This is a genomic window from Aeromonas tecta (assembly GCF_000820185.1).
Lineage (GTDB): Bacteria > Pseudomonadota > Gammaproteobacteria > Enterobacterales > Aeromonadaceae > Aeromonas > Aeromonas tecta.
In genome coordinates this window covers 222601-238229 of sequence record NZ_CDCA01000037.1, presented here as the reverse complement: position 1 = coordinate 238229, position 15629 = coordinate 222601, and the positions used below count along the sequence as shown (strand labels likewise).

Below are 15629 nucleotides of genomic sequence, written 5' to 3'. Positions count from 1 at the left end.
TGGTCAGCGGCCAGGCCATGGCCATCAAGGCTGATAGCCTGACGCTGAATGGGGAAACCGAAGCCAAGTCGCTCAATGTGAACAGCGACGCTCTAACGGTCGGCGGCAAGGTGCGAGGAGAAGAAGTCCAGCTGACGGCAGGCAAGCTCCATAACCAGGGCGAGATACAGGCGGGCCAGACCCTGAGTTGGCAAGGCGGTGAGCTGGACAATAGCGGCAGCCTGCAGGGTGACAAGCACCTGGTGCTCAAGGGCGACACCCTGAGTAACCAGGGCTCTCTGGCCGGCGGTGAAACCTTGGCGATAACGGCCAACAAGCTAACCAACACGGGACGTATCGCCAGCCAGGATGTGGCGGTGGATGCCCACCAGTTGAGCAGTAGCGGCACTTTGCTGGGGGTCTCACGGCTCGCCCTTGACGGGGATGAGCTGGTGCTGATGGGCCAGCAGCTGACCGACGGTGAGCTGCAACTGGGCAGCCGGTTGTTGCAACTGAGTGGTCAGACCCTGGTGGGAGGCAAGGCCCACATCACAGCCGAGGAAGGTGAGTTTGATGGACTGCTCAAGGCCCAGTCGCTGGTGTTGGCGGTCAATCAGGCCAAGAGCGACGGCAAGCTGCACAGTCGGGAAGGGCTGCAGTGGTTGGGGCAGCATCTGACCACAGATCAGAATAGCGAGTTGATTGCCAACCAGGGGGTCACGCTCACAGGTGAGCAGCTGACGCTGGGAGGCACCATCGGCGCGGGTAACGCGCTGGACATCCAGGGCAAACAGGTCAGTCAGAGTGGCGCCCTGGTCAGCGGCCAGGCCATGGCCATCAAGGCTGATGATTTGTCATTGACCGGGCAGGTACAGGGGCAGTCCGTTCTACTCACCAGCGATCGCGGTAGCCAGCATGGTCGACTGCTGGCATCGGACAATTTGGTATGGCAAAGCAAGCAGCTGGAAGGTAATGGCTGGATGCAGGCGGGTGCCGATCTGACCCTGTCAGGGAATGCCTTGACTCACAAAGGCACTGCGCTGGCACAGGGGCGTATGGCGCTCGATTTTGCCGAGCTCAGCAGCCAGGGAGGGTTGTTCGCCCGGGATATGGCCTTGACTGGCTCTCGATTGACCCTGCAAGGAACGCTCGAGACCACCCGGGGCGCTCAATTGCAGGCCGATACGCTGCAACTCGGTGGGGGGTCTCGCATTGGCACGGATCTGACCTTGGGGGCCACCTTGTTGAGTCTGTCTGGCACACAGCAAGTCGGTGGCGCACTGCGGCTGGAGGCGAAAGATGCCGATCTCGGCGGTGAACTGGAGGTTGGCGCAGATCTCAACGTGAAGGCGGAAACCCTGCGCAGTGCCGGCAAGGTGTTGGCCAAGCAGGCGGACATCGACGCAGGGCAGTGGGATCAACGGGGTTCGCTGGCCACTGACGGTGCGCTGGTCTGGCGTGGAACACGGCTGACCCAACAAGACAAAGGTGTGTTACAGGCCGGTGGCAAGCTGTCATTGGCCGGAGATGCCGTGACGTTGGCAGGTACCGTGGCAGCCAAGGGGAACGTGGGCATCACTGCTGACAACTACGTTCAACTCGGCACGCTGAACACAGTCCAGGGCCTCAGCATTGATGCCGACCAGTTGCAGCTGGGTGGCTCGACACAAGCCAGGACTGCGGCGTTGCAAAGCCGTGAGGGGCAGAGCAGTGGCCAACACCTTATCGCAGATAGTTTTACCTGGCAGAGCGATCTGCTGACCAATAAGGGGTGGTTGCAGGCGGGCAAGGATCTGACGCTGACCACTCGCTCCCTCGATAACGATGGGACCCTCATTGCCGGTGGCAAACACAGTATCGAAGCCAAAGATCGCCTGACCAACCAGGGTAGCCTGGCGGGTAACCAACTCTCCCTGATCAGCAAAGAGCTGCAAAACAGTGGCTTGTTGCAAGGCAAGCAAGGGGTCGAACTTTCGGCGGAGCGCGCCATCCTGACCGGGCGCCTCACCAGTCAGGGGGCTGTCCAGCTTGGTGCCAACCTTTTAGCCCTGGGAGGGAATGCCGATATTGGTGGCTCCTTGACCCTGAAGGGCGATGAGCAACAGCTGGCTGGTAACTGGCGTGTTGGCGCCCTACTGCACAGCACGGGCAAGCAACTGACCCTCGATGGTGATTGGCAAGCCAGCCAATGGCAACTGTTGGCCGACTCTCTGGTCAACAAGGGGCGCTTGGCGAGCGAACAGGCTGCGAGTCTTAACGTCGGAGAAATGCATAACCAGCAGGGGGCGACTCTGGTGGCCGGTGGACCGCTCACCCTGGTTGGCAAGAGCCTGGTGCAAGAAGGCTCCTGGCTCGGTGCAGGCGATCAATCCATCAAGGTAGATGATGTGCAGCAGCACGGCCAGTGGGTCGGCGATGGCGCGCTGAAGATGGAAGGCACCCAATTCAACAACAGCGGCGCCTTGCGTGCCGCCAGCATGGGACTGGCATTTGGCGAACTGACAAACCGCGGGCGGATGGAGAGCCTGGAGGAATTTGGTTGGGAGGGGAAACAATGGCACAACCTGGGTGCCTTGATCGCCGGCCGGGCGACCCTGTCGGGTCAACACCTCATCAACAGTGGTGATGTGGGGGTTCATCAGTTGACCATGGTGGCCACGGATCGCCTCGAGAACAATGGGGTTCTGGTTGGCAAGGATCACATCAATCTGAACGCCGCAACCCTGGACTCCCAAGGGGACATGCTAAGCAGTGGCGAGCTGACGCTGGGAGCCGACTCATTGGCTCTGGGTGGTCTCACCCAGGCTAAGAAGCAACTCACACTGACTGCAGGCCAGGCAACGCTGGCAGGCAATGTCGTGGCCGATCGCCTGCAATGGGGTGGCCAGCATCTGATCATGGGGGGAACAACCGTCGCCCGCGAGGCTGAACTCAGCGGCAATCAGATCTCCCTGGAGGGGAGCCTCAAGGGAGATCGTCAGACACTGGAAGCCAGCACCCTGACAACAGGCAAAACAAGCAGCCTGCTGGCCAAGGAAAAGCAGCAGCTAAAGGCCGACCAGATGACGTTGCAAGGCAGTATAGTGGCTGGTTTGCAGCAGGAAATTCTGGCGACAGCCTTGACTCAGCAGGGTGTGCTGGCCAGTGGGGGAGGCTTGGCATTGCAGGTGGCAGATACCCTGCATAACGAAGGCAAGATCTCGAGTGAGACACTGACGCTTGAGGCCGGTCATATCGACAACGGCGGTGCGCTGGTCAGCAAGGGCGCGCTGGCCTTGAAAACTGGCGATCTGATCAACCGTGGCCATTGGCAAGCCGATCAAGGCATCACGCTGACGGCAACTCGTCTGCTCAATAGTGGGCACTGGATCAGTGGCCTGGCGCAGAGCCTGACGCTGGATGCGTTGGACAACAGCGGTACGCTGCAATCAGGCAGTGCCATGACCCTGACGGCGCAGCACCTCAATAGCCGCGGCAAGTTGTTGGCCAATCAGGATATGTCCCTGACTGCCGACGAGATAATTCTTGAGAACGGCAGCACCACGGCCAGTAACGGCCGGTTGGCACTCAAGGGGGCGGATGTCAGCAGTGCTGGCATGCTCTCCGCCGCGGATGATCTGAGCTGGCAGGGGCAACGCTTCAACCACAGTGGCACGACCGTCACGGATAGTGCGCTGCGGCTAGAAGGTGAAGCCTTGACGCTGGATGGCACCTTGCAGGGAGGGGCTGTCGCTCTGGATACGAGCAGCCTGACGACAGGAGGCAGCCTCAACAGCCAGGGCAATCTGGTGGTGAACGCCCGGGGCGCGGTTCAGCATGACGGACAGTGGCAAGGTGGTAATCTCGTTCTGAACAGTGCTAGCTGGCAAGGGGCGGGTACTCTGGGTAGCAATGGCACTCTGACGCTGCGCACCGGCCAACTGCAACAACAGGGCCCATGGCGTATCCTCGGCGCGACCGATATCCAGGCGGATACAGTCACGTTAAACGGATCTTTGATCAGTGGCGGCGATCTGACCCTACTGAGCCGCGGCGATCTGAGCAGTAAAACAGGCAGTCAGCTGGTATCGGGCGGTAACTTGTCGGTCGAAGGCAAGCAGCTGACCCAGCAAGGGCTCTGGCAGTCCGAGCGAGCAATGCAGATCAAAGGTAGCCGCGTTGAACAGCAGGGCGATCTGCTGGCAGGGACCGATCTCGGACTGCGCAGCGGCAGCTGGCAGCAAAACGGCAAGACCCGTGCCAGCGGCACCTTGAATGCCGCATTCACCGAGGATTCGGTACTTGCGGGCACGGTACAGGCAGATGGGGGCATCCTTCTCTCTGCGCCTTCACTGACTCTCAAGGGAACCCTGGCCTCCAAGGGCAATGTCAATCTCACCACCACCTCTCAGCTAAGCCAGTTGGGTAATCTGCTCAGTGGCGGTGAACTGACTCTGGGGGCGGCTCGCATCGATCAGCAAGGACGTATTGAGGCTGGTACTCTGCAGAGCCGCGGCGAACTGCAAAACGACGGCATCATGCTGGTTGTCGGTCAAGGAAGCCTGAGTGGCGCCCGGTTGGATAACCGGGGAACCTTGCAAGGGGATGGACTCACCATCACAAACGCTCAACTCGATAACCGGGGAGCGCTACTTGCCAATAATCTGACCATCACCAATGCCGAGGTTCTGAACCGTGGGCGTGTGCAGGGTGGCTCTGTGCGCCTGGAGACGCAGTCTCTCGACAATCAGCTGGGCGCCGTGCTGCGAGCACAGAACCAGGGCGATATCTCCGCCGTCACGCTCAGCAATGCCGGCGAGCTTTCATCCGGCAACAGTTTGCTCCTCAAGGGAAACCAGTTAAGCAATGCGGGCCTCGTCAGCGCTAACTGGCTGGAGGCCTCGCCACTGGCACGCTTGGTCAATACTGGCACCTTGTTCGGACAACAGCTTACCCTGCACAGTGCAGACATCTATGCTCCCGGCAAGATCCTGGCGGGGCAGAAGGCCACGCTGGAGGCTGGTCAGGCAACCGGCATAGGTGAATGGCTGTCCGGTGGCGATCTCTCCCTCAAAGTTGGTTCATCCCTGAGTAGCCAAGGCACTCTGAGTGCTAAGGGCACTCTTGACGTGAGAGTGCAAGGTGATTGGACACATGTTAATGAATGGGGTAGTGGTAATAAATTTATAATTAATATATCAGGCAATATGTATAATAAAGGTATGTTGGGGAGTAATGGAAGTGTAAATGTTGCTGTGAATAACCTATCCCAAACCGGATCAATTGTAGGTGGGGGAAAAGTAGGTATAAAAAGTAATGGCAACGTGGAGAATAAAGGGGCCATTGTTGGCACCATACTTTCAATTAACTCTAAAAGCATAGATAACTATAGTACACTTATCTCTGATAGTACCATGGTATTACATAGTGAACGTCTGACTAATGATCGTGGAGAGATAAGCTCACAGGATAATATTTTCATTGGCAGTGTGGTGGTCGTCAATGATGGGGGGAGAATAGAGAGTGTTGGTGGTAACATAGAAATAGTTGGTGAGAGGTTTACTAATAAATCCAATGCGATCTCTGTTGTTCGGAATGAAGTAAAACCTACACATAACCTTAATATTGGCAGCTCATCTCTCTATATACCTGTGGATTATAATGACCTTGTCATTGAAAGTAGAAACATACCATATGTATCTTATAAAAAAGTTGCAGTACCTAAGAATAAAGAAGATATAATATTGAATGGCAATGCATCAGAGTTGGTTGTTAATGCAGGGGAAAGAGGGGTTGTTGTCTCAGGGAAAGATATCAAAATAAAATCAAATCAAGTTGTGAATGAAATTGGAGATATCGTATCAGGTAGAGATATATATATGGAGTCATCACAAATAAATAATATTGGGTATACATCTGGCATCTCCCGTGAGACTTTTGTATATAAGCTAAAAGATGATGCGCTCCCACAGTTGTCAGATTTCTATAATACAGGTGTTTATGTATATAAAGATCCAGAGACGGGTGTGTTGTATGGAGTGAAGGACAATAAGACCAAGTTTTTATATACTCTGGTAAATACGAGTTCGAGCTATGCTGAAGGTACGGTACACACTTCTAATATATCGGCCTCACATGGGCTTTATGGTAATGTTAGTGGGATTTTAAATAATAATGGCGTAAAGGTTGATGGTCGCGATGATATATCTAGGCCTCAATACATAAATAATAATGGTAGTGCTTTCACTCCTCCATCGCCTAGTAATTTACAGTTTATATCTCATGTGTTGAAACCAGTCGGTCCCGATAACGGAGTACCGATGCCGGACTTCCAGTTACCCTCGGGAGACAAGGGTCTCTTTGCCATCAATGACAGCGGTGACAGCCCTTATCTGATCGAGGTCAATCCGCTGCTGGCCAACTTGGGGCAATCCGGCAACGGCATGATGGATCGCATCGATGCAGCTCTCCAGCAGCAGTTGCAGGGGTCGGGGCAACTCTCCTTCGATAGCATTTCTGGTAATGGCGGTATAACCCAGGCTAATGGTCAGAATGCGAACTGGTCGTTGCCTGGGCGTGTGATTGGCGAAGCCGCATCCCCCGATTTCCAAGACTTGAACGGCGTCAAGCCAGTCAACAATGGCCATGCCACTGTCTCTCAGCAATGGCAGCAGAGTTTGCAACAGGGCTTTGGCCCTACTGAACAGGGACCACAAGTCGGGGCTGGAGCCACAGGCGCTTCAGACCAATGGCAGCAGAGTTTGCAACAGGGTTTCAGCCCAACTGGACAAGGACCGCAAATTGCTGGGGGAAGTTCAGGGGCAACAGACCTGTGGCAACAGAGTTTGCAACAGGGTTTCAGCCCAACTGGGCAAGAGCCGCAAATTGCAGGGGGCAGCTCAGGAGTAACAAACCAATGGCAACATAGTCTGCAACAGAGCTTCAACCCCAGTGGACAGGGGCCGCATATCTCGGGTGGACATTCGGGGTCAGCTGGTCAATGGCAGCAAAGCTTGCAGGATGGTTTCACCCATGAAGGAGGTGGGCAGCAAGTTACCGGAGGGGGAGGACAAGTTGCTGGCCAATGGCAACAGAGCCTGCAAAATGGCTGGCAGGGTCAGCCCGTCAGCGGCGTGACTGTGGTGGCGCCTGGCGCCGCACAGATTAGCAGCCAGCCCACGCCTGCCGTTGTAACGGCTCCAGTGGTTGAAACCAGCCCGGTTCTGACCCAGGTCGACCAGTTCCTCGGCTCAAACTACTTCTTCGATCAGGTGAACTTCACCCCGGAGAAAGACATCAAGCTGCTCGGGGATGCGGCTTTCGATACCCGCGTTATCCGTGATGCGGTATTGGCCCAGACGGGTCGGCGCTTCATCAACAACGAGATGGGGTCTGATCTGGCTCAGATGAAGGCTCTGATCGACAACGCAGCCAAGAACCAGCGTGAGCTTGGGCTCTCTCCAGGGGTTGCCTTGAGCGCCGAGCAGGTCGCCCAACTCGGTCACAGCATGGTGTGGTGGGAGCCAGTCTGGTATCAGGGCAAGATAGTGCTCGCTCCCAAGCTCTACTTGACCGAAGCCGACAAACGCCACCTCTCCGGTAGTGTCATCACTGCCGCTAATATCGATCTGACTGCAGGAGGCATCAACAACAGCGGCACCCTGCTGGCCGATGGCACTCTATCCCTCAAGAGCGGCAGCACCCTGGTCAACCAGGGTCAGATCCAGGCCGGTGGGCGTCTCGAGCTGATTGCGAAGGGAGACATCCTCAACCAGAACCTCATCAAGGGGGGGAATGTCGCCATTGCCTCGTTGGACGGCTCGGTTCGTAACGAAACCCAGACCTCCCAGCGTCATGTGGATGTCAACGGTGTGCTGTCGAGTGAACTCACCGATCAGACTCGCTTCAGCCGCACCGACGTGGGGGACATCGCCCGTATCGAGTCAACGGGCAACCTCTTGCTGCAAGCCGGGCAGGACATCTCCCTGTCAGCCAGCAATCTCCTCGCGGGCCTCGACATGTCCCTCTCGGCAGGGCGGGATATCACCATTGGCAGCCTGGAGGATCGAAGCAAGTGGGAAGAGGGCCAAAACAGCTTCACCCGGGTCGAGCAGCTGATGAGTAGCCTGGATGCGGGCCGTTCATTGGCCCTCTCGGCAGATAGGGATCTGATTATCAGCGCCACCTCCCTCACGGCGAAAGGGGATGCGCTGTTGCAGGCAGGCAACGAACTCAGTTTGAAAACCGCGGATAACCAAGCCTCCTTGCATACCACTCGCCGCAATGGCTATGACATCGAGCGTCAGAGTGAAGAGGTAGGGGTCAACCTGACCGCCAACAACATAGCGCTGCGTTCGGGCGGGGATCTCAGCCTGCGCGCCGCCAGCGTACAGGCGACGGAGCAGCTATCGGCCACCGCTGGGCGAGATCTTCTGGTCGAGTCCGGTGAGACCACCGACTACCGTGAGTCTTATACCAAGGAAACAAAGAAGAAGGCGTTCAGCAAGAAGACCTCCACCACCCATGACATCGTCGAGCAACATGCCGCCCAGGCCAGCGATCTGGGTGGCCAGTATGTGCTGCTCAAGGCGCAGCAGGATATGGATATCAAGGGAAGCAATGTGGTCGGGGATCTCGGTGCTACCTTGTTGGCGGGCCGCGATATGAATATTTCCGCTGTCGATCTGTTGAGCCGCGAGATGCACTTCAGCGAAACCAAGCGCTCCGGCCTGATGGGCAGCGGCGGTCTGGGAGTCACCATCGGCAAACAGCAGCAAAGCAGCGACATGATGGGTGCCACCCTGGCCAAAGAGGGCTCCAGCGTTGGCAGCGTGCAAGGGAATGTCACCCTGCAGGCGGGTGATCAGCTGGTGGTAGCGGGCAGCGATGTCATCGCCGGCAAGGATATCCTGATGACGGGCAAGGATGTTGCGATCCTGTCCGAGCAGCAGATCATCACGCGCAAGGAGGAGTTCAAGAGCCAGCAGTCTGGCTTGACCCTGGCCTTGACAGGGGGCGCCGTCACCGCCGTACAGGCAGCCTATGATCTCGCCAAGACCAGCAAGGAGAGCAGCAACGATCGTCTGGTCGCCCTGCAAGGCACCAAGGCGGCGATGAGTGGTTACCAGGCCTGGGAGGCATTGCAATCCAGCTCGGGAGGTCCCGGGGGGGTGCCTGACGCCTCCTTCGTTGGCATCGCCATTTCGGTGGGCAACCAGCGCAGCCACTCGAGCAGCCAGAGCAGTGAGAGCAATGCCTTCACTTCCGAGGTCAACGCAGGCGGCGATGTGACCATCGTTGCCAAGGGCGATGCGGCCAATACCTCGGGTGATCTCCTGATGACAGGCAGTAGCGTCAAGGGGCAGAACGTGACCCTAGGCGCGGCCCGTGATCTGGTGTTGCAATCGGCAGTCAACAGCAGCGATAGCAAAGGCAGCAACCATAGCAGCGGCTGGAATGTGGGGCTCAGTATTGGGGTGTCCCAAGGCAGCTTCGGGATCAGCATCTTTGCCAATATGAATGCCGCCAAGGGCAAGGAGAATGGCGATTCGGATCGCTATACTGAAACCAATATCACCGCCGGCAATGTGCTGACCCTCACCTCGGGCCGTGATGCAACCCTGCTCGGGGCCATGGTCAGCGGTGACAAGGTCAATGCCGACATAGGTCGCAACCTGACTCTCACCAGCCAGCAGGATAACGATCACTATCAGAGCAAGCAGAGCAGCATAGCGGCGGGAGGCAGCTTTACCTTCGGCTCCATGTCAGGCTCTGGCTACATCAATGCCAGTCGCCAGAAGATTAACAGCGATTTTGAGAGCGTAGTGGAACAAACCGGGGTCTTTGCCGGCAAGCAGGGCTTCGATATCCGGGTCGGTGAGCATACCCAGCTCAATGGTGCCGTGCTGGCGGGCAGTGAAGACGATAGTAAGAACCGGCTCTCTACCGGCACGCTGGGCTGGAACGACCTGGTCAACCGCGCCGATTACAAGGTCGAAAGCCAGAGCATAGGCATCAGTAGCAGTGGAGGATCCAAGGAGGAGGGATTCTCAGGCAAAGGCGCAATGACAGCCGCCGCCATGCTGGGTGGTGGCAACAGTAGTGGTAGTGCCAGCTCGACCACTCATGCATCCATCAGCGCGGGTCAGATAGAGATCCGTAACGAAGAGGCGCAGCAGCAGGATCTAGTAACTCTGCACCGGGATCCGACCCAGGCTGCCAACGGCCTCTCACCCATCTTCGACAAGCAGAAAGAGCTGGAGAGAATGCAAGAGGCCCGGATGATCGGCGAAGTTGGGCAGCAGGCTACTCAATTGGTGGTGACCAAATATCTGGGAGAGGCGAACGAGAAGGCCAAGGAGGATCCCAAGTATGCCCAGAGCAAGGAGTACAAGGATCTTCAAGCGAAATGGGGGGTCGGCAGTGACTTCCAGCGGGGGATGCAGGCGGCGACAGCCGCCCTGCAAGGACTGGCCGGCGGGGATATCGCTCAGGCCGCTGCCGGTGCCGCTGCTCCTTATCTGGCTCAGTTGATTAAACAGCAAACCCCGGAGGGTCCATCTAGGGTGATGGCTCATGCCCTGGTACAGGGAGCCCTGGCCGCAGCCCAGAACAAGAACGCCATGGTCAGCGCTACCGGCGCCGCCACCGGCGAGTTGGTCGGCATGTTGGCGACTGAACTCTACCACAAAGATGCAAGCCAGCTGACAGAAGGGGAGAAGGAGACCGTCTCGACTCTGGCTACCCTCGCCGCCGGCTTGGCCGGTGGCCTGACCGGTGCTGATGGTACCGATGTGCTGGCAGGCGCCCAGACCGGCAAGACGGTGGTGGAAAATAACTCCTTAAGTGATGGTTGGCATAATATGCTTCAACCAGGAATAATGAGTTATGGGCAATCAGTAGCTTCTTATGTGAAATATGTGCAGGACAATAATCTGCCACCTGAACAGGTGTATGCAGGTTTAACTCAAATGGTAAAAGGCGATGCACCAGAAGGTACGGATATTATCAGGGCCATTCTGAGTAACAATCCCGGCTCCGATACCATAATGGCGATATTGTCTGCAGAAGATGCGAAAGATTACGCGTTGGCGCTACTGACATCGATCCCGGCAGAAAAGGCACTGTCTCTTGTCAGTAAAACAGCTAAAGTTATTGATAATAAAATCCTGATCCGTGCGGCAGAAAAAATATCGACGGCGAAGAAGGGACAGTCTACTCAGCCACGTGATTTAAATGAACAAGTCTTGTGGAATAATATTAAAGAAAGTCCATCAGGTGGGGTGAAGTTTTCAGATATGGGACTTGATTTAAATGGCGATGTTCGCTTCCCCAAATCCGCGGGTTTTGAAAAGATGACGATGTCTCATGAATTGCCTAATGGAAAGAAAATTGAAGTTCATTATCAATACAACACTGTTACAGGTAAGGCATATGATATGAAAATAGTTTCTCCTCAACGCACAACAACCAACCCAACTGATATCATTAATAATATAAAGGATGTAGTTAAATGAAAATTAAAACTGAAAAGGGTAACGCTGTCGATATTTATGGTATTTATTGGGTCATGTCAATTGATCGATCTAATACCGAAACAATTTTATTGGGCCTCCCCAAAGGTAATGGTGGTCTATCACCTTATAGAATCACTGGTGACCTAGCGGAGAAGGTAGAGTTTATTGATTCTACACTCCCTAATGGATTTGTTTATTCTAATTCCGGGGTTTATCATTGGTCACTAATAGAGGAAGGGTTGCTTGATGATCTTTTGGAATATGATGAAATAGCCTATGGTCGCTTTATCGACATTCTTAAAGATGAAGGTAAAATAGAGCAGGATTTTTTTTGAACTTTATAGGAGTAAGAAAAAATAAAGAGTGATTTTAAAAATGAAAAGTGAAGATATTATATTCTTTGCAAGGCTTATAGGTGTGTTTTTTATGTCAATATGAAGTCGGGCAACAGGCCACCCAGTTGGTGGTGAGCAAATATTTGGGAGAGGCGCATGCAGGCAACGACAGCCACCTTTGATGTGGAAGGTATCGGAAAGGTTGGCAAGAAAATATACTGGTACGACTTTAAAATGGAAGTGTTATGAAGATTGTTTTTACATCAGGCATGATATTATTTCTTGCGCTTCTAATATTGTATCAAGTACGTTTTTATGCTGAGAACAAAATAAAATCAAATGATGCGAAAGGTGTATTGATATTCATGAATAAGATTATGTATCAGTCTAGTGTATTGACTAATGCATCTGCTGTGTTCTTTCTTATATCATGCATTATGGGAATTGGGCTTTCGTGGGTGATGGGAGAGTCCTATGGCAATATCATTTCTTACTGTATTAACATGCTCGGAATAGTTTCTCTATTCCTACATTGTAGATTTCTATCAGTAAAGAACGATAAGGCAGATAGATTTGGTTTTTTAAAAGAGTTACTCTTTAGATGTGAGGTGTCTAAAAACAGCATCCTTATTTGGATGGCTAGATTGTCTTATTTAACATCAATACTTATTATGCTCTATTATGGATGGATTCTTAAGTGAGAAAGATTAATGTTATTGAATGGCAGTTGTAGGTGCAAGGCTAAGAGGCTAGCCCCAGCTCCAATCTATATGCTGACTGCGATAGAGCATCATTAAGGCCTCTGGTAGGTATGGCATATATATCTCCTCAGTGTACAACAGGCGACCTAATGGGCAGTTAAAGGAGCGATTTCAGTTGCAATGGCCAACGTGGCGTTTAGTACCTTGGTCAGTCAGGCGACAATTTCCACAATCAATAACGGTGGCAGCTTTGGTGGCAAGTGCAGGGGCATTGCAAGGGCAGGATAATACAATGGGGTGGGCGCAAAAGGCTAATGCAGCCAGCCACATCCGATCTGTTCTCCTGGGATACCTTCAACCGGGTGACGAGTCACTCAGCCGTAACCGCAGGCATTAATACCACCATCAATGGCTCCCACTTTGCGGATGCGTTTAAAGCCAGTTTGCTCTCCAATATTCAGGGGGAAGTGGGTAAGTCCACCGCCAACTGGATAGGGGATCAAGGCATTAAATTTGATGCTGCCAACAGTGCGTTGGCAGAGGCAGGGAAAATCGCTGCCCATGGGGTGACCAGCGGTGCCATTGCCGAGATCACCGGTGGCAAGTTTGCTGCGGGGGCAGCAGGTGGCGCCATGTCGGAGTTGGCCAGCAGCTGGAGTAGTCAGGTTTTCTCTAATACCGAGCACCAGGTCGCTTTGAACAAGGTACTGGGTGGTTTGGCTGCAGTGGCTGTAACTGGCGATCAAAACCAGTTTGATATCGGAGCTGAGCGGGCTGAGACGGTGTATCGGTATAACTACCTAAGTCATCCTCAAGAAAAGGAGCGTGAAAAGGATTTTGTTTCCTGTAACGGGGAAAGGCTATGCATTGTCCAGGAGGGTGCCAAATGGAATGCAATTAGTTTGTTGCAAGATAGCACCTTTGGTGCCGGTATGTTGGCAGGTGTTCCGGCAGGGATGATTGATGGTGTACAAGGGTTAGTACAACTGGGACTTAACCCCGTTCAGACGCTCACTGCACTGAAAGAACTGGTCAATAGTGGCGATATCCTTGGTACCGCGAAGGATGCAATAAAGCAGAGTTATCTGGCCCGTATTGAAGCTGCAGAGGCTGAGTATCAGAAGGCTGGTGCCAGCGGCTCGTTTAATGCGGGTATGGAGTATGGCAAACTGCTGGTCGAGGGGGCTTCGCTGGTCGCTGGGGGCGCAGGTGCAATCAAAGGCGGTGCGCTGCTGACTGAGAAAGTCACGGCCAAGTTGGTGAAGGAGGGGGGAGAAACATTGTTACCGGCGGTAGGTAAACCGGTGATGGTAACTTATCCCGATGGTATTAGCTTTCGTATTGATCAGCCAAAGCATCTGGCTACTGTAGATGGATTTACACAGAAATCAGGTATTTCTGGCGGACACAATGCGAATGTATTTTATGATGCCGCAAAAGAATACAATGTAAAGATTGTCAGCGAAACGCCTACGGGAGTGAATGGCATCACTGAGGTGAGGTATTTAATCCTGACTAAAGACCGTGCTGGGAATCTTACAGGGGAGTACAAAGTAACGCCTGAAACAAAAACTATCTATGACCCTTAAATATTTAATGATCAGAAAATGTTGGAGCTTGGGCAACAGGCTGCAGCTAAGGGCTATAAAGATGCACTAAACAGTCCTAATGGTGCCGTTAATGTTAGTGTCGATGGGATTAGTTTCAGGATATATGTTGACAAATCAACTGGAACTGTAAGAAATTATCACCCTAATTGATTTATTTCGGGAGCCGATATGAATAAAAACCTATTTGAAATGTCAGATGTGTACGCTGGTTTAGATGAAGTTATTATAGGATATTTCAATGCCATGTTTTCTGGTCGAAATTTCTTAGATGTTATTGAGCACATAGTGAAAAGACATGGTTTTAATACAGATGGCGCTTATTGTAACTTTCCAGATATGAATAGTTATGATGAAAGTGAGCATTTTGAAGGGGTTGAATTTGCCGTTGGCTATCCACCTTCTGAAGCCAAAGCAGTTATTGTTAGCGAAGAAACCTGCTATCACTACGTGCATCTTGCATGTGAACGATTCTTAAATCTGCATCCGGAACACGCATTAAAAATAAATAGTTTAATTGATAAAATACCAAAAAAAGGTACATAGATACAGCCTCGATTTATTCAGCGTAATTGATCTAACAAGGCAAGGCCATTACCGGTCTCACCCTTAATTTGATATTAACATCATCACTATTTACCGCAAATCAAACCATGCTTTATTAGCCCGTAGGCTCGATTAGCGAAGCGTAATCGGGCATTTGCGAAAATCTGCTTATCATAAAACACCGGCCTTTAGCCGGTGTTTTATATTGTCCACCAGCTATGCTGGCAAGCGGGTCGTTCAAGCAGACTCCCATCCGCCAAAATTCTGGGACACCCACCATTTTGACAGGAATATAGCGGTTTGCTTGGCTTGAGGCATCACTGCCGAGTAACTTGCCATGACCATTGCCCGTTCACGTCAAATCAGTCTGCAGGATACGCCTTACTACCATGTGGTCAGCCGCTGTGTGCGGCGGGCCTTCCTGTGCGGGGAAGATGCTTACTCGGGCCAGAGCTACGAGCTCGTCGCCAGTGGGTGGTAGACAAGCTGGGCCAGTTGTTTGTCGCGGATTTTTGCCATCGGTATCTGCACCTATGCGGTGATGATCAACCACTATCACCTGGTCCTGAAAGTGGATGCAGAGCAGGCGCAGGGGTGGAGCGAGCGGGAAGTGGCCGAGCACGTAGCAGTCGTGGTGCTCCGGAGTTGGCGCAGTGCCTGGATCACACTGAGGGAGTGGCCAATGGTTGTTCGATGGAAGAGTGCGGGAAGGCTGGCGGGACTGTTGATGACGAGCCTGGTGTCGGGTTGCGCCACCCTTGTCCCAGCCCCCATCTCGTATCTGCCGCAGGATCCGCCGCCGGGAGCCATCCCTTATGGCAAGCAGGTCTATGTGGATGATGGCCGCTGCCCGGACAGTCAGGTGAAGAAGCTGGTCGGCGGCGACGCCAAGCGGAATATCCCACGCCAAGTGGAATGTGTGCCCAGACCGCAATGATAAGTGGGCTGGAGTAGCGGAATATAGTG

Annotated in this window: 5 protein-coding genes and 1 pseudogene; all 6 read left to right on the top strand. The window is 53.5% G+C overall.

Features of this window, described 5'->3' with window-relative positions:
- Window positions 1-17: 17 nt before the first annotated feature.
- The 6 genes and pseudogenes from BN1137_RS18265 (at window position 18) to BN1137_RS23125 (ending at window position 15600) form a co-directional block, all read left to right on the top strand.
- A complete protein-coding gene (locus BN1137_RS18265; RefSeq protein WP_050719955.1) occupies window positions 18-11474 on the top strand; it encodes a hemagglutinin repeat-containing protein in 11457 nt (3818 codons plus the stop codon).
- Window positions 11471-11809 (top strand): hypothetical protein, encoded by a 339-nt coding sequence (locus BN1137_RS18260; protein WP_050719954.1) that lies wholly within the window; start codon window positions 11471-11473, stop codon window positions 11807-11809. Before BN1137_RS18265 ends, BN1137_RS18260 begins: the two co-directional genes overlap by 4 nt.
- Window positions 11810-12824: 1015 nt before the next feature.
- The gene (locus BN1137_RS18250; protein WP_050719952.1) at window positions 12825-14099 is read left to right on the top strand and encodes a DUF637 domain-containing protein; all 1275 of its coding nucleotides are present in this window, start codon (window positions 12825-12827) and stop codon (window positions 14097-14099) included.
- 189 nt (window positions 14100-14288) lie between these two features.
- Entirely contained in the window at window positions 14289-14663 is a 375-nt protein-coding gene (cdiI, locus tag BN1137_RS22105; RefSeq protein WP_083443480.1) for a ribonuclease toxin immunity protein CdiI, read from the top strand.
- A 337-nt stretch (window positions 14664-15000) separates the two neighbouring features.
- Window positions 15001-15357, top strand: a pseudogene (locus BN1137_RS22100) (hypothetical protein); the annotation flags it as partial.
- Complete coding sequence (locus tag BN1137_RS23125) at window positions 15346-15600, top strand: DUF6719 family protein (RefSeq protein ID WP_332309866.1); 255 nt, start codon at window positions 15346-15348, stop codon at window positions 15598-15600. The pseudogene BN1137_RS22100 and the gene BN1137_RS23125, both read left to right, overlap by 12 nt.
- Window positions 15601-15629 lie beyond the last annotated feature (29 nt).

Bases quoted from the DNA above. Each gene is read 5' to 3' on its own strand.
- BN1137_RS23125 (WP_332309866.1), top strand. From the start codon at position 15,346: ATGGTTGTTCGATGGAAGAGTGCGGGAAGGCTGGCGGGACTGTTGATG.
- BN1137_RS18260 (WP_050719954.1), top strand. From the start codon at position 11,471: ATGAAAATTAAAACTGAAAAGGGTAACGCTGTCGATATTTATGGTATT.
- cdiI (WP_083443480.1), top strand. From the start codon at position 14,289: ATGAATAAAAACCTATTTGAAATGTCAGATGTGTACGCTGGTTTAGAT.
- BN1137_RS18265 (WP_050719955.1), top strand. From the start codon at position 18: ATGGCCATCAAGGCTGATAGCCTGACGCTGAATGGGGAAACCGAAGCC.
- BN1137_RS18250 (WP_050719952.1), top strand. From the start codon at position 12,825: ATGCAGCCAGCCACATCCGATCTGTTCTCCTGGGATACCTTCAACCGG.